The following is a 17,148-nucleotide window of genomic DNA, read 5'->3' on the forward strand; positions in this document are numbered from 1 at the left end:
AAATGGAAAATTTATGCAAAAAAAAGTAGTGGTTTTTAGTCAAATAGATCAAGAAATAATCCAAAGTTTAGAACAGCAATTTAAAGTTTTCCAAATTAGTCCTAAATTGGGCGATGTGAATCAGCAAATTCTTGAGCATTCAAAAGATGCTGACGCCATGATTGGTGCGGGACGTTTGTTGAATGCCTCAAATTTAGCGCATGCATCACAATTAAAAGTCATCTCAAGTGTAAGTGTCGGTTATGACAACTATGATTTAGCATTTTTAAATCAAAAAAATATCTGGTTGAGCCATACTCCGCATGTATTGACGGAAACTACAGCAGATTTAGCATTTACCTTATTGATGAGTGCAGCACGTAAAGTGCCTGTATTGGATCAATGGACCAAACAAGGGCAGTGGAAGCGTACAGTGGGCCCTGAGCAATTTGGCATGGATGTCTTTGCTAAAACTATTGGTATTATTGGCTTAGGACATATTGGCGCAGCCATTGGGCGTCGTGCTCGCTACGGCTTTAATATGAATGTACTCTATCATAATCGCCGAGAAAAAATTGAATTGGCTGAATCGTTATCAGCGCAATATTGCGATTTGGATGATTTGTTGCAACGTGCTGACTTTGTGGTCGTTGCAGTGGATTTAAATGCAGAATCGAAAGCTTTAATTGGTGAACGTGAGTTGGCCTTGATGCAATCGCATGCTGTATTGGTCAATATTTCACGCGGTTCAGTGATTGATGAAACCGCTTTAATCGATGCATTAAGTCGTGGTCAAATTTTTGCAGCCGGCTTAGATGTGTATGAGCAAGAGCCACTTCAGGGATCGCCATTATTTACATTAGCCAATGTCGTGACATTGCCTCATGTGGGTTCAGCAACAGCGGCAACCCGTAAACGTATGGCGGAATTGGCTTATCAAAATCTAGTGGATGTTTTGGTACATGAGCGTGCGCCACGCTATGTGGTCAATCCAAAATTTGAATAAACAATCACAACAGTTTTCTCCATAATTCACCAAAATTCAATGCTATATTCGATGAAGTACGAATATGAAATTTAGAGAATAGACTTTGAAAAAGATTTTACTGGCATGTGGTCTCGGGCTTTGTTCGACATTGGCGCAGACGCAGTCCGTAGATTTTAGTTCATCCCCACAATTTTCTGTGCCTGAAATTGGTAGTGGCGTCGGCTTGTTGGATCAACAAAAAGAACGTGCCATTGGTGAGAAAGTGTATCGTGAGGTGCATCGTCAACTCCCTGTGACTGAAAATCCGTGGATGGAAGATCGTCTTTTATCTGTCTTTACGCATATTTTGAGTCAAACTCAACTCAATCAACCGGTTGGTTTGTTATTAATTAATGATCCACAAATTAATGCTTTTGCTGTACCAGGTGGCTTGTTTGCATTAAATGCGGGATTAATTAATTCAGCACGTAATATGGATGAAGTGGCAGGGGTGATGGCACATGAAATTGCACATGTATCACAACGTCATTACAGTCGTTCGCAGGAAGCTTTTAAAGGGCAAGGTTTACTGTCACTAGCCGGTATTTTGGTTGGAGCCTTGGTGGCCTCACAGGCAGATGGTGATGTCGGTGCGGCTGTAATGATGGGCTCACAAGCCGCTTTGATGGATAAGCAACTAACCTATAGCCGAAACCAAGAACGTGAAGCAGACCGTATTGGGATGCAGTATATGTACCGTGCTGGATACAATCCGCAGAGCATGGCTGACTTCTTTGAAGTGATGCATCGCTCTACGAGTCGAGTGAGCTTTCTGCCTGATTTTTGGTTGACACATCCTTTAACCACGGAGCGTATGAGCGAAGCGCGCTTACGTGCCAATCAGTTGCCTCAAGTTAAAACCAGTTTGGTTGATCAAGATTTTGAAATTCTGCATTGGTATAGTCGAGTACTATCAGGTCAGGCGACTGAATTGCAATTAAATGCAATGGTGGCACAAAAGAACTATGCAGCTGAGTTGGCTTTGGTGAGCTTGCATATTAAACAAGGTGACTTTAGTGCTGCTCAAAAGTTATTAAATGAAGCAGCAAAACAAAATGCTTCGCATGCACTTTTTACTATTTTGCAGACCGATGTGCTGTTGGGTCAAAACAAAGCGGCTGAAGCCGTGAACGCTGTGAAAAGTTCGGCAATCATCATGCCTGAAAATCGTGCATTAAATTATAAATATGCAGAGGCTTTGATTCGAAACAAAGAATATGCGCAAGCACAACTGATTCTACAGCGTTTTTTACAAGCAAATCCGCGTGACTTGAGTGGTTGGCGACTGATGTTGCAAATGGCTGATGCAGATAAAGATGCAAGCTTCCGTTCAGTCAATGTACTACGATATCGAGCTGAAGTAGAGTATTGGGGCGGGGATGAAGAACGCGCGATTAAATCTTTGCTACAGGCGCAGCGCATCGCCAAAGACTCGAAAAGTCTTTCTGCGAAAATCAAGCATCGTGTAGACGAAATGCAAAATGAACGGAAATTAAAAATATAAAGATTTCAAATGTGATGCACTTATCTATGTCGATTATAAAGTGCAAATTGTAGTTTTAGTGGCTTGGATTAATCAGTGTAAACTAGCTGGATGTAAAATATTTATGATTAAGAACTTACAAATGAAAAATATGATTTTGGCGGCCTGTCTGTTGGGCTTAGCAACGAATATTGCAGCAGCTAGCGCAGAGCAATATGTGATCGCTGTGAATGATATTAACGAAAAATACAAAACTGATGTACGACAATTTTTTAGTCAGTTAGATCCACAGCAACAGGGATTTAAAGCAGACCAGCAAGTGAAATACTGCGGTATTGTTCAGACTTATGTGAATGATCTTTATCGTGCTGCTGACGAAAATCGTGCATTTTTAGATCGTGAGTACCGTACTATGAATAAGCAGGATGTGATTCAACAGGTGATCGCATCAAAAGAGATGCAATTATTAAAAAAATATAATGTGCAATGTGCCCTAAATTAAAAATAAATTTATAAGCATTTTAATTCATCACGAGAAACTGAATAAAAATGAAACTCGATGATTTTGATATGAGTCATGGCAGAATCACGCTTCAGTTGATTCAGCGCCACGATGCAAAAGCACTTTATGAGGCTATTTGTCAAAGTATAGTAACCTTACGAATGTTTCCTGCAAGTTTGGCTTGGTCCTTACAAGAACCTAATTTAGATGCTTCATTGGCATTTTGTGATTCGAGGGTGTTGGCAGCGTTAAATCAGGAAAATTTTGTTTATGTGATTCGTGAGCAACAGTCGCATAACTTTCTAGGTGTCATGGATATTCATCAAATCAATTGGATGGAAAACCAAGCTAACGTTGGATTTTGGGGAAATGTTGAATTTAAAGGGCAGGGTTTGATGACAGAAGCTTTGCAGTTATTTGTGGATCAATTATTGAATGATCTAGGATTTCAGCAATTAAACGCTTTTGTAGATGTAGAGAACAAGCAAGCACGACGTCTATGTGAACGAGCAAATTTTAAATTGATTGAAATCGAACAAGCTGCAATTCAAAATCCAGTAGATGGAAGTTGGCGAGATATATGTAAGTATGAAATCGTTAAATAAGAAAGATAATTATAAATGATGAATGAATTTGAATTATTTTTGAATTTGGATAATTTGGCTATTTAAGTCATCAGCGTACTTAAATAGACCAAATCAAACAATATAGATGAAAGATTAAGAGAGTTTCGCTTTAATTTTAGCTGAAACTTGTGCAGGATCGGCACGTCCGGCTATGAGCGGACGTAGAGAGTTCATCACCTTACCCATATCTTTCATGCTAGTAGCTTCTTGCGCAGTAATTGTTTGCGCAATGATGGAATCAAGTTCTTCCTCAGTCATAGCTTCTGGTAGAAATTGAGATAACACCTCAATTTCGGCTTGTTCCTTACTAGCTAAATCATCTCGGTTTGCACCTAAAAAGGCTTTAACCGATTCTTTGCGTTGTTTGATTTGCTTTTCAATGACCGCAAGAACTTGCTTATCGTCAAGCTCTATGCGCTCATCGACTTCGATTTGCTTGATTGCTGCCTGTAGACTACGTATTACCGTTAACTTGTCCATTTCTTTAGCACGCATAGCGGCTTTTAAAACTTCAGTTATTTGGTTTTTTAAAGTAGTCATTTATCTTGTCCAGGTTAGTCAATCAATCACAAATTAATCTTAGTAAAGGCGAGTAGTACGTACTGATTCGCGAGCCAATTTCTTTTGGTAGCGTTTAACAGCAGCAGCTTTTTTACGTTTACGTTCTTGAGTTGGTTTTTCGTAGAATTCACGTTTACGAACGTCAGCAAGAACACCTGCTTTTTCGCATGAACGTTTGAAACGACGGATAGCTACGTCTACTGGTTCGCCTTCTTTCAATTTAACTTGTGGCATGAAGAATCCTCATTAAGTTATGGATAAGATCTCGGGTCGAATTACCCTTGATCACAAGTGAAGGTCAGTATTTTACTCATTTACATCTCATATCACAAGTCTATAATAGGTTTCGCAATATTTTGAAATGGGCAAAAGGCAGTTTAATGATCGTTTTAGGCTTGGAAACTTCGTGTGATGAAACAGGACTCGCACTCTACGATAGTGAGCAAGGATTACGCGGACAAGTATTGTATAGCCAAATCAAACTGCATGCAGAATATGGTGGTGTGGTACCTGAATTAGCTTCACGTGACCATGTGCGTAAGTTAATTCCGTTATTAAAACAATTGCTTGAAGAAAGTCAGATGGATAAATCTGAAATTGATGCCATTGCATATACTCGCGGGCCGGGCTTGATGGGTGCATTAATGACAGGCGCATTGTTTGGTCGTACGTTGGCATTTGCACTGAATAAACCTGCAATTGGTGTACATCATATGGAAGGTCATATGTTGGCGCCTTTGTTGTCTAAAACTCCACCAGAATTTCCATTTGTGGCACTTTTAGTCTCTGGCGGACATACTCAATTGATGGCTGCTTATGGAATTGGTCAATATGAATTATTGGGTGAGTCGATTGATGATGCAGCAGGTGAGGCATTCGATAAAGTCGCTAAAATGATGGGTCTACCATACCCAGGTGGTCCAAATATTTCGAAATTGGCGATCAATGGCGACATCAATGCCTTTGAATTTCCACGTCCAATGCTACACCAAGGTTTAGATTTTTCATTTAGTGGTTTAAAAACTGCCGTTTCAGTTCAATTGAAAAAAGTTGAAGGCGAAGGTAGTGAGGCGGATATCGCTGCATCATTCCAAGAAGCGTTGGTTGATACATTGGTGAAAAAATCAGTGAAGGCCTTAAAACAAACTGGTTTAAAACGTTTAGTTATTGCCGGTGGTGTAAGTGCAAACAAGCGTTTACGTGAGCGCTTAGAAGCTGACTTGGCAAAAATCCGTGCAAATGTGTTTTATGCAGAACCTGCGCTGTGTACAGATAATGGTGCAATGATTGCGTTTGCAGGTTATCAGCGTCTTAAAGCGGGTCAGCATGATGGTTTGTCTGTTACAACTACACCGCGTTGGCCGATGACGGAATTAAGTAATCCAAACGAAGCGTAAAAATCGTTAAAAAAAGAACCGCATTTGCGGTTCTTTTTTTTAATCTAAATTTGAAAATAACTGCGCGCTGCTGATTTTTCGCATAAATCCTGCACGTTTTAATGCCAATGTCACCATGTTGGTATTGCAAGATTGAATGCCTTCAAAATTACCAAGATCTTCTGTAATGAGTTTCCATAAATCACTTAAATCATTACATAGGACATGCCAGAAAAATTGTGAATCTCCACTAATGCCAAATAGGCAGCGTGTGTTTTTAAGTTCAGACAAGGTTTTGGCAATTTGATTTGCTGCATCTGGACGAGCTTTAATCAAAATAATCGCTTCGGACTTATAGCCCATCAAACTGGGTTCTACATCGACACGAATGTTGAAAATGCCTTCTTCCAATAAATCATTCAATAATTTCTGTGTTTTATGTTCACTGAGTTCGATTTGCTCTGCCAAACTTTTAATAGATGAACGCCCATCAATAGACAGAGCATGAATCAGTTTTAACTCTATTTCAGTCAAACTTCTAAAATTGACGTTTTTATCGCTTGTACCTTCTAAAGCTTTGGGTTTGCTTGCCCAAGTAAATGGTTTTAATACGGCTTGGGTTTCTACGGTTTTAATATCCGGAATATGCGTAACAAAATCATGCATCCAAACAGAGAGATCGGCGGCCTTTTCTAATCCAATTTCAAGAAAAATATCGGCAAGTCCTGTGGTTAGAAAAACAATGCGTACTTCTGGACGGTTTGCAAAAAATTGCGCAACTTCTTTTTCCTTCCCAAATTTCACACTGATCCAGACATGAACGGTGTAACCCTTATTGGCAACCACAGGATTTAATTCAATTGCAGTTCGTATAACTTGGTCATCTAGCAATCTACCTAGACGTCGAGACAGCTTTTTTTCAGGGACATCACTAATCTGGCTCAGTTCTCGCCATGATCCTCTCGGATTGGAGATAAGAGCTTTGATGCATGCAGTATCGATTTCGTCGAAACTAAAAGATTCACTCATGATGATTGACTTGTCCAAAAACTAATTATAATCTAAATTTAAGTCTAGAAAATAAAATACAACCTTTATTTATGTCTAAATATTAAATGAGACGCTTATGGATGAGTCAAAAATGCAAAACTCAATTTCCACACAAGGAAATGTATCACAAAAGAAAGTTATTCTTGCAGGAACTGTAGGAAATGCTATTGAATGGTTCGATTGGACGATTTATGCAACTTTTGCAGTATTTTTCGCGAAACAATTTTTCCCATCAGATGATTCAACCGCATCCTTGCTTGCGACCTTCGCAATTTTTGCTGTAGGTTTTTTCATGCGACCATTAGGTGGAATCGTATTGGGTATCTTTTCTGACCGCTATGGTCGAAAAGCAGCTTTGGCCGCAACCATCATAATGATGGCAGGTGGTTCTTTGATGATTGGTCTTTCACCAACCTATGAATCAATTGGTATTTTTGCGCCGATTATTTTGGTATTAGCGCGATTACTTCAGGGTTTATCTTTGGGTGGTGAGTTCGCTTCAGCGGCAACTTATCTTTCAGAGATGGCACCGAAAAATAAACGCGGATTCTATTCAAGCTTTATGTTTTTCAGTTCAGCGATTGGTATTTTGATGGCCTCAGGTCTTGCTTGGGCTTTAACAAGTACTTTAACTGAAACGCAAATGAGCGAATACGGATGGCGTATTCCGTTTATTTTGGGTGCGATTGGCGGCTTGGTGGGTATGTGGATTCGTAAATCAGTACCTGATAGCGAAATGACCCATAAAAAAGAATCAGTAAAAAATCCTTTGGTTGTACTGATTAAACGTCATCCGAAAGAAACGCTTCGTATTGTGGGTATTTCTATCTTAACAACATTTGCATTCTATATTTTTGTGGTCTATGTCCCGACCTATGCCATTAAAGTTTTAGGCGCAGAGCCACAAACAGCCTTTGCTGCAAATACTGTTGGCTTAATTATCTTTATGCTGTGTCAGCCTGTATTTGGCTGGCTATCAGACAAAATTGGTCGTAAACCGCAGTTGATCGTGTTTGCTGTGGGATATTTAGTGTTCTTTTATCCAATCATTAAATGGATGGATGGCACGTTTGCATCAATTTTATTGGTCGAGCTTTTCGGCTTGGTTTTATATGCTTTATATACCGCCATTGGCCCAGCTGTCATGTCTGAACAGTTTCCGACAGAAGTACGAGCTGTCGGTATTGGCGCACCTTACAACTTGATGGTGGCTTTACTCGGTGGCACAACACCGTATGTGCTAACTTGGCTACAAAGTATTGGTAAACAAGATTACTTCTATTTTATGGTATTGGTTGGCGCATTATTAACATTAATCACATTTATGAAAATGCCTGAAACGGCAGGAAAAGGTTTGGAAGATATAAAATGAATATTGTGAATTTATCTGCACTTGAGCTTGGTCGCCAGATTGCCTGCAAAAAGATAACTTCAGTAGAGACAGTTCAATTTTATATTGATCGAAACCAAACATTTAAACATCTAGATTGTATTTCGGAATTATTCGAAATTGAGGCTTTGCAACAGGCACAACATTTAGATGAGTTGCTTCAGCAAGGCACACGATTGAGTCCATTTCATGGTGTGCCAATTTTACTAAAGGATAATCTGGATGTAGCGGGTCATATCACCTATGCAGGTACGGTTTATTTAGATCAAAAAGCGCAAGCGAACTGTAAACTGGTTGATCAATTGCAAGATTTAGGTTTTGTGATTTTAGGTAAAACTAAAATGACCGAGTTGGCTTTTGGTTTGTCTGGTCAAAATCCAATGCAAGGCACACCTAAAAACCCGTGGGCAGAGCAGCAATTTGCACCGGGTGGATCATCTTCAGGTTCAGCGGTTGCTGTGGCTAGTGGTCTTAGTCCTATGGCCTTTGGCGGTGATACAGGTGGTTCGATTCGTACACCAGCAGCATTAAATGGCATATTTGGTTTTAAACCTTCAGCCCATAAAATTGCCGACACGGGTGCAGTACCTTTATCCAAAACTTTAGATACTCTAGGGCCTTTTGCACGATTTGCAGATGATATTAGCGCTTTAGTCAATGTACTGATGGATGTAGATGTTGGAGCGGCATCAAGTCAAAATGTAATTTATGCTTTAGATGAATCTGCATTTCCATATCCGCTTGAGCCTGAGGTATTAACCCTTTGGCGCGAAGGGTTAAAACGCATTGAATCATTGGGAATCGAAATTAAAAACTGGCAACCACCTGCACATTTCGATTTTCATAATTTATCAGACCGGACGTCTGACATTATTGCTTATGAAAGTTATTTATATCATGGCGATACAGCTGAAAATGCTGAAACACAGATGTGGGAATTAGTTCGTCAGCGTGTGCTACGCGGTAAGAGTATTTCACAGGAAAAATACGAGTCATTGATTGCAGAGCGAACTGAGTTTCAGCAGACATTTAAAGCTTCTTTAAATGGTCAATGTTTGCTGTTTCCAGTGAGCCCATTCCTTGCAGCTGTGTCAAGCTCAACGGATACCGAGTTTAGTCATGTGGGTGAATACACGCGTCCATTTAACTATTTAGATGCACCAAGTTATGCTTTTCCAATGACTCAAAGTGAAAGTGGACTGCCGATGGGTATTCAGTTGGTTTCATATCAAGCTAATGATGTTAATGTGGTAAACACAGTGCAGAAAATTGCCAATGGTTTAGGTATTCGTTCTGTCCTTCCACCTATTTGTCAGAATTAAAGAATCATTTGTCATATTCAATTATAAAGAACCGCTATAGCGGTTCTTTTTTTATTTAGTTTTTTGGCTCTAGGCTTGTTTAAGTTGTTCTGACCCAATCCAATGCTTTGAAAATTGATAAGCAGCACGCCCTGAACGTTGCCCACGACCTTGACACCAACGTAGTGCCTCAGCACGCGCTTCATCTGTCCATGGCATCTCGGCTTTAGCCAAATAATGTTCAACAATTTCTAAATATAAATTTTGATCCATTGGATAAAAAGACAGCCACATCCCAAAGCGGTCAGAAAGAGATATTTTTTCTTCAATCGCTTCTTGAGGGTGAAGTTCGGTATATTGAGGCACATCTACCTTTGTTACAGGTGTGTTTTCATGCATGAATTCAGGCAATAAATGACGACGGTTACTGGTAGCATAAATAATAAAATTACTCGAACCTGATTGTAATGAACCATCTAAAACACTTTTTAAACTGCGATAGTTTTCATCTTCAGCATTAAACGCCAAATCATCACAATACACGATAAATTTTTCAGGGCGATTTTCAATTAACTTTTGAATTTCTGGCAAATCAGATAAATCATCACGCTCAATTTCAATTAAACGTAAACCTTGGTCTGCATAATGGGTGAGCAGAGCACGTACGATGGATGATTTACCTGTACCACGAGAGCCAGTGAGTAAAACATCATTGGCAGGTAAGCCTTTTAAAAACTGTAAAGTGTTTTGAATCACTTTTTCTTTTTGACGTTCAATTCCTTTTAAGTCTTCTAAATACATGACTTTGGGCTGTTTAATGGCCTTAAGCTGCTTATCTTGCCATTTGAAAGCGATACTCGAAAAATCGGGTGCTTGTTTAAGCTCAGGCAAACTGTGCTGTAGTTGTAAGAGTACAGTAGATAGCGATTGAAGGATGTTGTCAGGTAAATCAATTGTAGCCATGATAAGTCAGCTTGTCGTGTCTTGTTGTTGGTTGGTATATGACAGCAGTGTACATCAATAATGCAGTTATAATCGCCTCAATATGTCAAAGTTAAATGATTGTTCTAGGAGATCAGCGCTATTCGAATAACCAAAAAGTTGTTATAAATCTAGCTGAGTGAACAGTTTAAAATGTGCTGAGGGATAGTCATGTTGTTTACAGGGTTTTCAAAAAGTATTAATCCACATCAGGCATATCGGATAAAAAAATTAAAGCGTCAGCTCGACCGTGCTGAATGTTATGAAGAATGGAAAGATATCGCACTTAAAATAGATGAAGAATCGGGTGCGCAAGAATGGAAACTCGATAATAGTTCACCGTATTTTGATGCAGAAATCATCACACATCGTTTAGGGTTACTGAGACGATATCGTGCTCAGAAACGTACTCGAGATTTGATGTACATTTTAAGTGAAGGTTTAACTTATGATGTGGGCAATATTGCCCATCCCTTGCTGTTTACAGAAGCCTACGTCGGTACCAAAAAAATTATTGAAGACTATGTTGATGAGGTGAGTCAAAGTTTGGCATTTATCGCATCCCACGAATGCGTTTGTCTCAATGCTGCACAAAAAATTGAATTCTTTGAACAAAGCCAAAAAGCCTATGGTCAACCTGTTTTGATGTTTTCAGGCGGTTCAACTTTAGGTTTGTTTCATACCGGTGTGTGTAAAGCACTGATGGAACAAGATTTGATGCCAAAAGTTCTGTCTGGTTCCAGTGCTGGCGCAATTATGACCGGGATGTTGGGTGTATCTAAACCGTCAGAATTTACCAATTTATTAAACGGACAAAATTTCTTTAGTGAGGCATTTCACTTTCGTAAATTGACTGAGTTAGTGCAGGGTAATGGCGGTTTGGCAGATGTAAAATATCTGAAAAAGTTTTTGGTTGAAAACTTAGGTGACTTAACTTTTGCCGAAGCATATAAGCAATCAGGTCTGCATATCAATGTGGCAGTTGCGCCTTATGATGCATCACAAGATGCACGAATTATGAATGCGTATACATCACCAGATTTGTTGGTGTGGAGTGCAGTGTTGGCATCTTGTGCAGTGCCCATTCTATTTCCACCGGTACGACTGACCAGTAAGCGTTATGACGGGCAATTTACGCCATATATGTCGGCAACGCGTTGGGTGGATGGCAGTGTGCGCAGTGATTTCCCACAGGAGAAAATGGCGCGTTTGTATAATATTAATTACAGTATCGCTAGTCAGGTCAATCCGCATATTGTGCCGTTTATGCAGGATGATGCATCACGCTTTCGTAAAAGTATGTTGAGTTGGCCTGAGCGGATCGTTCGTCGTCAAGGTAAGGTGATTAGTAAAGGGGTGATGGATTTTGCCCGTGAGCGTGCAGGAAGTATCCCACCGGTAAGACGGTTGCTTGATCATGGTTATGGCGTGGTGGATCAGCGTTACTATGGTGATGTCAATATTGTGGGGAAATATGGCTTAAGACACTATAGTTATATGTTGCAAAATCCGCGACCTTATCTGTTTAAAGTATTGCAGCGTGAAGGTGAAAGAGCCACATGGCCGAAAATTTCATTAATCGAAACGCAAGCCCGCATTGGTAAGACCATTCAGCATTGTTTGGAATTATTAAATTATCAAAATGAACCCAGTCAACGACATGCAGAATTTATTGCGGTTTAAATCCACAGATTTAGCGCAAACCATTTGCGAGCCAAAAACCAAAACCAAAAGTTTGGTTTTTGGCCGTCGTCTATATCAATTTCAATTCAATCAACAACGTTATTGGCTCAAGGCGCAAGTCAGTGACAGCAGCCCTGAACATGTAGCTAGTTTTGGTCGAGAAATTGAGCTGTACCAGCTATTCAATCAAGCGTCTAGACAAAACAGTATCACGCTACCTTTTCAAGTGATAAAAGAGACGCATCTCAGTATTCAGCAAGAGCCTATTGATCGCCTATTAATACTGCCCAATGCTGAGCCTTGGTTCTTACAGTCTGCATCGAATTTGAGCATTGAGCAGGTGAGGCAAGTGCTATGGCAAGCAATCGATGTGGTTGAGCGATTAAGCTTGCACGGTTGGATACATGCAGATTTAAAACAAGAGCATTTTGTGAATTGGCAAGGGCAGTGCAGACTCATCGACTTTGAGCAAGCGCTCCCGTTGGCTGTTGACCAGCAAAATGCCTTAACTGCGACACCACGTTATATGGCTCCAGAACTTTTCCATGGACAAGCAAAATCTTTGCACAGTGATATCTACGCATTGGGGATAATTTTCTTGGAATGGCTGACATCACAGCGTTTAGAGGCGAAAAACTATGAAGATTGGGCCTATTTACATTGCCAACGCTTAAAGCTTGATCTGCCAATGCAATATCAAGGGTTTAATCAGCTAATGCAACACATGTTGATGAAGCAAAAAAATGACAGATTGGTGGATTTTTATCGCTTAAAAAGCGACTTAGTTGCTGAATTTGCTTAAGAAAAATACAAAAAAAGCACTATTGTTTTTTATTTAAACAAACAAGATGCTTTTTTATAAAAAAGGCTTGTCATGTAGGGGTGATCTCTATAATATACACAGCCATCGGGGACGTGGCGAAATTGGTAGACGCACTGGATTTAGGTTCCAGCGCCGCGAGGTGTGAGAGTTCGAGTCTCTCCGTCCCCACCACTGAATTACTAAACATGAGTTTGGTAATGAAGGTCACAGAGGATTGGTGTAATGGTAGCATGACGGTCTCCAAAACCGTTCGTCAAGGTTCGAATCCTTGATCCTCTGCCAAGTTTTAAAAAGTCTGACATTGTCAGCAACCCTGTTGGGGACGTGGCGAAATTGGTAGACGCACTGGATTTAGGTTCCAGCGCCGCGAGGTGTGAGAGTTCGAGTCTCTCCGTCCCCACCACTTAATTTATTAAGTTGCCAAATAAACAGGTTTTTAAACAAATTAAAGTCTGACATTGTCAGCACCCGAGTTGGGGACGTGGCGAAATTGGTAGACGCACTGGATTTAGGTTCCAGCGCCGCGAGGTGTGAGAGTTCGAGTCTCTCCGTCCCCACCATTAGATTAAGCAAGGTTTTATACCTTGCTTTTTTGTTTTTGAAATGCGAAAAAATCAGTGTCTTAAACATGGTCTTTTTTGAAGACTAATTCTAATAAAAAAATCTAATAAAAAAATCTAATGAAAGAATGATGAACCAGAGATACAGCAAGATGTCTTATCTTGCTTTTTTATTGTCTGAAATTTATCTCGTTAAAATGAGTCAGTAAAACAAAGGTGAAAAAAAGCCCGCATATACGGGCAAATTTAGAAATGCGGATTCGAATCAATCGAATTAAATCATTTATTTCTAATCGTTCGCATAAATTATAAAGAAGATTATGCCTTTAAATGATCTTCAAACTCTTCACCGAGCTGCATGGCCAAAGCATTACCAGACAAGTCTACAGTCACTAGACCATATTCTTTTTTAAAACTGAATGTAAATCCACGATTATCTGCCAGTGTACGAACAGAATATCCTAACTTTTCTAACCAAAGACGGAAGGCAACTAAATTTTTTGCTTTAACCACTTTTTTCACGAGCGAACTCCTTATCAATCATTAAAATATTAAATAGGGGTGTCAAAATATTTTTTAAAGGGGAAATGGAAAACTTTTATTTAAAATATGAAATTTTGATGGATAAATAAACAGATTATCGGCTTGTAAACGGTATAAACTTATTTAACTCGCTGTTTTATAACAAGCTAAACTTAATGTAAGTAAATATAACGTATTTTAAAAATTTGGGTTTTAACTGCTGGCTTAAAATCTGAACTATGTTTATAGAGAAGCTGTGCGCAAAATAAACGATTGTTTGGCTTAGAATGCACAGCTGTTTGGGCATGCAGTTGTGGATTGCAAATAACAGCTTGTTCAAAGCCTAATTCGCTGGATAGGTGAGCTTGCAATGCTATTTCTCATCAAGATTTATCGAAAAGCTTTTATACTATGTTCTATTGGTATAAGTAGATTGAACGCATGCAGAACATTGAGCACGCTGTAAAAGCAAAAATTGAACAGATGCAACAAGCGGGACAGACGCCTGTTGCGGTGATGCTTGGACATGAAGATTGGTTGGTCTTTTCGGAGCAATCCAAAGTGGCATATACACCATTTGGTAGTGCACGACGTTATCAACCGGCATTAGGTGGTTTATTGATGGTACGTATCGATGAAATGCAAGCCGTTCAAGTTGTAACACAAGCTGAATTGGATGAGTTTGCTGCCACCAATCAAATTTTATAAATATAAAATGATGAATCGGCCCGAAACATTCATCACAAATAAAACAGTTTATTTGTGATGAAATCTAAAATGCTTATACCTCTCAATCCAATTAAAAATTGTCTTTAAGTTCTCTTAAGCGCTGAAACGTTTCAACACTTTCTGCGCGTAAAAATGGATTGGTTTCTAATTCTAATTCAATACTGCTTGGTAAAGTACATTGTCTGAGCATGCGCATTGATTCAACCTCATCAAAACGCTGTTGTATGGCAAGGTTGTCAGGTTCAACATGCCGCGCAAACTGAGCATTTGATAGGGTGTATTCATGAGTACAATACACTTGAGTTTCAGCAGGGAATGCGGCTATACGGTTCAAGGAATCGTACATTTGTTGAAAGGTGCCTTCAAATACACGTCCACAACCCATAGCAAATAATACATCGCCACAGAAAAGTGTATGAATGTCATCGATAAAATATACGATATGACCGAGGGTGTGGCCGGGAGTTGCTGTAATTTCAATTTCAAGACCATGAAATTCAAAACGGTCATTATGATCGAGAGGAAAATTCACCCATGGAATACGGCTCAATTCTGCACGGGGACCGTAAACGGCAATGTTTTTATCCTGAATAAGTTCTGGTACGCCACCAACGTGATCTTTATGCCAATGCGTTAGCCAAATTTGCGTAAGATTGAGCTGATGTTCCTGACAATAGCGCTCGACCAAGGCAGCTTCAGTAGGATCTACTGCAATGACATCATGGCTTTCGGTGTGTTCAAGCAGCCAAATATAATTTTGCAGTGAATTTTTGACATCCAATGTATGTATTTTAAACGTCATATCTATTCATTCAATATTTAAAATTAAGTTAAAGTTAGCATGAAAATGCTCAAAACGGATGATTATCCATTTTTAGCCCTAGATAAACGACAGATCTCACAGCGCTATTTTAGTCTGGTGTCTCGTCTACAGATACAGGATTACCAATGGTATAAAAATGCCCACCAGCAACATGGTGCAGACTTTTCCATTCATCTGCTACTTCATGATAATACCAATGTCCGTTACGGAAGACGCGGTCGTCTGCATAGGCAGCAATGACTTCGCCAATAAACAGATCGTGCGCTTGTTGATTGTGCGGCTCAGGAATAAGTTTGCACAGTAGCCAAGCAGCACAACCTTCAACTACAGGAATATCTGAGTGATTAAATTGAAATAATTCTACGCCACATTGGCGCAATTTTTCTGGCGCATCACGTTGGCTCATCATGCCAAGTGCATAGACCAGTTTGAGTTGTTTCAGTGTTGGTACTTGTAAGGCGAAATAACCTGAATTTTCAATAATCTCACGTGTTTTAGTTGATTTATCCAGTACTACTGTCACTTTTGCAGGGTTTAACTCTAAGGCGCATGCCCATGCAGCAGTCATCACACCAGTATGGGTTTGATCCTGAGCAGAGACGAGCACAGTCGGCCCATGATTTAAAAGTCGGTATGATTTTTCTAAAGGAACGGGGTGAATATGCGTTTTCAAAATTGTGCCTATATTTAAGTTCATCTAAAACTTAGATGTTTTATTAAAAAGTGTTGCTACATAGCATATAACGCATGAAATATTTTCAAAAGCCTTTAATATAAATCACTAAATCAGGAGTTCTATCAATGAAAATGTATCAAGTGGACGCATTTACCCAAGTGTTATTTAAAGGCAACCCAGCGGCGGTTTTGGTGTTGGATGAATGGTTAGATGAACACTTGATGCAACAGATTGCTTTGGAAAATAATCTGTCTGAAACTGCATTTGTGAAAAAAATTGACAGCAGTAATTATGAAATTCGTTGGTTTACACCGACCACTGAAGTGGACTTTTGTGGACATGCGACATTGGCCAGTAGTTATGTACTTTTTGAGTTTTATACGGCTGAAAAAAATATCCAATTTCATGTCAAAAATCTCGGTATTTTTAGCGTAAATAAAGCTGAAGATGGAAAAATTCTGATGAATTTCCCTGTGCGTCGGGCACAGGTCGTGAGCGAATATCCTGAAGAGCTACGTCTAGGGTTGAGTCAACCTTTTAAGCAGGTTTATCTGAATGCGCAGGCGTATATCGTGGAATACGAAATGGCTCAACAAGTCTTGGACGAACAACCGAATTTTGAAATCTTAAAACGTCTTGGCAAAATCCGCACCGCAATTACAGCGCCGGGTACGATTACTGATGTTGCAATCACTGCGGCAGCCCAGCAATATGACTGCATTTCACGCTATTTTGCACCAGGCAATGGCATCAATGAAGATCCTGTTACGGGTTCTATTCATACTGGAATCGTGCCTATTTGGGCAGAACGTTTAGAAAAACTTCAAATCTTGGCGTATCAAGCATCGAGTCGTGGTGGTGAGTTACACTGTCAAATGCTTGAAAATGACCGTATAGAAATCTCAGGCTATGCGTGTTTGTATATGCAGTCTGACATTTATATCTGAACAAAAATCAAATACATGCTGTCTCATTCTGCAGCATGTATTTAATAAAAAGTAACTTTTAATCCAGAAAAGCTCAGCATAAAATCAAAACCAATCTGATCGACAGCAC

General features: G+C 39.6%; 18 protein-coding genes and 4 tRNA genes. 15 read left to right on the top strand and 7 right to left on the bottom strand.

What is annotated here, in order from left to right:
• Nucleotides 1-13 precede the first annotated feature (13 nt).
• From FTU13_RS09940 to FTU13_RS09955, 4 genes are all read left to right on the top strand, one after another.
• The gene (locus FTU13_RS09940; protein ID WP_180127851.1) at nucleotides 14-985 is read left to right on the top strand and encodes a D-glycerate dehydrogenase; all 972 of its coding nucleotides are present in this window, start codon (nucleotides 14-16) and stop codon (nucleotides 983-985) included.
• 85 nt (nucleotides 986-1,070) lie between these two features.
• Nucleotides 1,071-2,510, top strand: coding sequence for a M48 family metalloprotease (locus tag FTU13_RS09945; protein ID WP_180127853.1), 1,440 nt, complete (start codon nucleotides 1,071-1,073; stop codon nucleotides 2,508-2,510).
• Between the two features lie 121 nt (nucleotides 2,511-2,631).
• Nucleotides 2,632-2,991: a hypothetical protein gene (locus FTU13_RS09950; RefSeq protein ID WP_180115231.1), complete on the top strand. Its 360-nt coding sequence runs from the start codon at nucleotides 2,632-2,634 to the stop codon at nucleotides 2,989-2,991.
• 47 nt (nucleotides 2,992-3,038) lie between these two features.
• On the top strand, nucleotides 3,039-3,596 hold the full coding sequence (locus FTU13_RS09955; protein ID WP_180127855.1) for a GNAT family N-acetyltransferase: 558 nt from the start codon (nucleotides 3,039-3,041) through the stop codon (nucleotides 3,594-3,596).
• 114 nt (nucleotides 3,597-3,710) lie between these two features.
• On the opposite strand, the gene FTU13_RS09960 is transcribed toward FTU13_RS09955, so the two are convergent.
• Entirely contained in the window at nucleotides 3,711-4,157 is a 447-nt protein-coding gene (locus FTU13_RS09960) for a GatB/YqeY domain-containing protein (protein WP_078193617.1), read from the bottom strand.
• A 39-nt stretch (nucleotides 4,158-4,196) separates the two neighbouring features.
• On the bottom strand, nucleotides 4,197-4,412 hold the full coding sequence (gene rpsU, locus FTU13_RS09965; RefSeq protein ID WP_001136722.1) for a 30S ribosomal protein S21: 216 nt from the start codon (nucleotides 4,410-4,412) through the stop codon (nucleotides 4,197-4,199).
• A 146-nt stretch (nucleotides 4,413-4,558) separates the two neighbouring features.
• Between rpsU and tsaD the strand changes: the two genes are divergently transcribed.
• Nucleotides 4,559-5,575: a tRNA (adenosine(37)-N6)-threonylcarbamoyltransferase complex transferase subunit TsaD gene (gene tsaD, locus FTU13_RS09970; RefSeq protein ID WP_180127974.1), complete on the top strand. Its 1,017-nt coding sequence runs from the start codon at nucleotides 4,559-4,561 to the stop codon at nucleotides 5,573-5,575.
• Between the two features lie 39 nt (nucleotides 5,576-5,614).
• Here tsaD and FTU13_RS09975 read toward each other — a convergent pair whose 3' ends face one another.
• Complete coding sequence (locus tag FTU13_RS09975; RefSeq protein ID WP_180023872.1) at nucleotides 5,615-6,583, bottom strand: Lrp/AsnC family transcriptional regulator; 969 nt, start codon at nucleotides 6,581-6,583, stop codon at nucleotides 5,615-5,617.
• A 97-nt stretch (nucleotides 6,584-6,680) separates the two neighbouring features.
• Here FTU13_RS09975 and FTU13_RS09980 point away from each other — a divergent pair, with 97 nt between their 5' ends.
• On the top strand, nucleotides 6,681-7,976 hold the full coding sequence (locus FTU13_RS09980) for an MFS transporter (RefSeq protein ID WP_078193614.1): 1,296 nt from the start codon (nucleotides 6,681-6,683) through the stop codon (nucleotides 7,974-7,976).
• Complete coding sequence (locus FTU13_RS09985) at nucleotides 7,973-9,316, top strand: amidase (protein ID WP_180034727.1); 1,344 nt, start codon at nucleotides 7,973-7,975, stop codon at nucleotides 9,314-9,316. The genes FTU13_RS09980 and FTU13_RS09985 overlap by 4 nt, the downstream gene beginning before the upstream one ends.
• A 69-nt stretch (nucleotides 9,317-9,385) precedes the next feature.
• On the opposite strand, the gene FTU13_RS09990 is transcribed toward FTU13_RS09985, so the two are convergent.
• Nucleotides 9,386-10,258: an ATP-binding protein gene (locus FTU13_RS09990; RefSeq protein WP_180127857.1), complete on the bottom strand. Its 873-nt coding sequence runs from the start codon at nucleotides 10,256-10,258 to the stop codon at nucleotides 9,386-9,388.
• A 189-nt stretch (nucleotides 10,259-10,447) separates the two neighbouring features.
• Between FTU13_RS09990 and FTU13_RS09995 the strand changes: the two genes are divergently transcribed.
• The 6 genes from FTU13_RS09995 to FTU13_RS10020 all read left to right on the top strand — a co-directional run bounded on the left by FTU13_RS09995 (nucleotide 10,448) and on the right by FTU13_RS10020 (nucleotide 13,342).
• Complete coding sequence (locus tag FTU13_RS09995) at nucleotides 10,448-11,959, top strand: DUF3336 domain-containing protein (RefSeq protein ID WP_078193611.1); 1,512 nt, start codon at nucleotides 10,448-10,450, stop codon at nucleotides 11,957-11,959.
• Nucleotides 11,937-12,761, top strand: a complete 825-nt coding sequence (locus tag FTU13_RS10000; RefSeq protein ID WP_180127858.1) for a protein kinase — start codon at nucleotides 11,937-11,939, stop codon at nucleotides 12,759-12,761. The genes FTU13_RS09995 and FTU13_RS10000 overlap by 23 nt, the downstream gene beginning before the upstream one ends.
• A 107-nt stretch (nucleotides 12,762-12,868) precedes the next feature.
• Nucleotides 12,869-12,953, top strand: a tRNA-Leu gene (locus FTU13_RS10005).
• Nucleotides 12,954-12,990: 37 nt separating this feature from the next.
• Nucleotides 12,991-13,064: transfer RNA gene (locus FTU13_RS10010), tRNA-Trp, on the top strand.
• Nucleotides 13,065-13,100: 36 nt separating this feature from the next.
• Nucleotides 13,101-13,185, top strand: a tRNA-Leu gene (locus FTU13_RS10015).
• A gap of 72 nt (nucleotides 13,186-13,257) precedes the next feature.
• Nucleotides 13,258-13,342 (top strand) — tRNA-Leu (locus tag FTU13_RS10020).
• 318 nt (nucleotides 13,343-13,660) lie between these two features.
• On the opposite strand, the gene FTU13_RS10025 is transcribed toward FTU13_RS10020, so the two are convergent.
• The gene (locus FTU13_RS10025; protein WP_078188846.1) at nucleotides 13,661-13,864 is read right to left on the bottom strand and encodes a hypothetical protein; all 204 of its coding nucleotides are present in this window, start codon (nucleotides 13,862-13,864) and stop codon (nucleotides 13,661-13,663) included.
• A gap of 441 nt (nucleotides 13,865-14,305) precedes the next feature.
• Here FTU13_RS10025 and FTU13_RS10030 point away from each other — a divergent pair, with 441 nt between their 5' ends.
• Nucleotides 14,306-14,572 (top strand): hypothetical protein, encoded by a 267-nt coding sequence (locus FTU13_RS10030; protein ID WP_257226740.1) that lies wholly within the window; start codon nucleotides 14,306-14,308, stop codon nucleotides 14,570-14,572.
• Nucleotides 14,573-14,663: 91 nt separating this feature from the next.
• Here the strand turns inward: FTU13_RS10030 and gloB are convergent, their stop codons facing one another.
• A complete protein-coding gene (gene gloB, locus FTU13_RS10035; RefSeq protein ID WP_180127861.1) occupies nucleotides 14,664-15,395 on the bottom strand; it encodes a hydroxyacylglutathione hydrolase in 732 nt (243 codons plus the stop codon).
• Between the two features lie 109 nt (nucleotides 15,396-15,504).
• Nucleotides 15,505-16,113, bottom strand: coding sequence for a flavin reductase family protein (locus FTU13_RS10040; protein ID WP_180127863.1), 609 nt, complete (start codon nucleotides 16,111-16,113; stop codon nucleotides 15,505-15,507).
• Between the two features lie 104 nt (nucleotides 16,114-16,217).
• Here FTU13_RS10040 and FTU13_RS10045 point away from each other — a divergent pair, with 104 nt between their 5' ends.
• A complete protein-coding gene (locus FTU13_RS10045; RefSeq protein ID WP_180127866.1) occupies nucleotides 16,218-17,039 on the top strand; it encodes a PhzF family phenazine biosynthesis protein in 822 nt (273 codons plus the stop codon).
• Nucleotides 17,040-17,148: the final 109 nt, after the last annotated feature.

It is taken from the genome of Acinetobacter sp. YH12064, assembly GCF_013419735.1.
GTDB lineage: Bacteria > Pseudomonadota > Gammaproteobacteria > Pseudomonadales > Moraxellaceae > Acinetobacter > Acinetobacter amyesii.

Coding starts and splice junctions, on each gene's coding strand:
- FTU13_RS09950 (WP_180115231.1), top strand. CDS start 2,632: ATGAAAAATATGATTTTGGCGGCCTGTCTGTTGGGCTTAGCAACGAAT.
- gloB (WP_180127861.1), bottom strand. CDS start 15,395: ATGACGTTTAAAATACATACATTGGATGTCAAAAATTCACTGCAAAAT.
- FTU13_RS10045 (WP_180127866.1), top strand. CDS start 16,218: ATGAAAATGTATCAAGTGGACGCATTTACCCAAGTGTTATTTAAAGGC.
- FTU13_RS09960 (WP_078193617.1), bottom strand. CDS start 4,157: ATGACTACTTTAAAAAACCAAATAACTGAAGTTTTAAAAGCCGCTATG.
- FTU13_RS09990 (WP_180127857.1), bottom strand. CDS start 10,258: ATGGCTACAATTGATTTACCTGACAACATCCTTCAATCGCTATCTACT.
- FTU13_RS09980 (WP_078193614.1), top strand. CDS start 6,681: ATGGATGAGTCAAAAATGCAAAACTCAATTTCCACACAAGGAAATGTA.
- rpsU (WP_001136722.1), bottom strand. CDS start 4,412: ATGCCACAAGTTAAATTGAAAGAAGGCGAACCAGTAGACGTAGCTATC.
- FTU13_RS10040 (WP_180127863.1), bottom strand. CDS start 16,113: ATGAACTTAAATATAGGCACAATTTTGAAAACGCATATTCACCCCGTT.
- FTU13_RS09955 (WP_180127855.1), top strand. CDS start 3,039: ATGAAACTCGATGATTTTGATATGAGTCATGGCAGAATCACGCTTCAG.
- FTU13_RS10000 (WP_180127858.1), top strand. CDS start 11,937: ATGCAGAATTTATTGCGGTTTAAATCCACAGATTTAGCGCAAACCATT.
- FTU13_RS09995 (WP_078193611.1), top strand. CDS start 10,448: ATGTTGTTTACAGGGTTTTCAAAAAGTATTAATCCACATCAGGCATAT.
- FTU13_RS10030 (WP_257226740.1), top strand. CDS start 14,306: ATGCAGAACATTGAGCACGCTGTAAAAGCAAAAATTGAACAGATGCAA.
- FTU13_RS09975 (WP_180023872.1), bottom strand. CDS start 6,583: ATGAGTGAATCTTTTAGTTTCGACGAAATCGATACTGCATGCATCAAA.
- FTU13_RS09940 (WP_180127851.1), top strand. CDS start 14: ATGCAAAAAAAAGTAGTGGTTTTTAGTCAAATAGATCAAGAAATAATC.
- FTU13_RS09985 (WP_180034727.1), top strand. CDS start 7,973: ATGAATATTGTGAATTTATCTGCACTTGAGCTTGGTCGCCAGATTGCC.
- tsaD (WP_180127974.1), top strand. CDS start 4,559: ATGATCGTTTTAGGCTTGGAAACTTCGTGTGATGAAACAGGACTCGCA.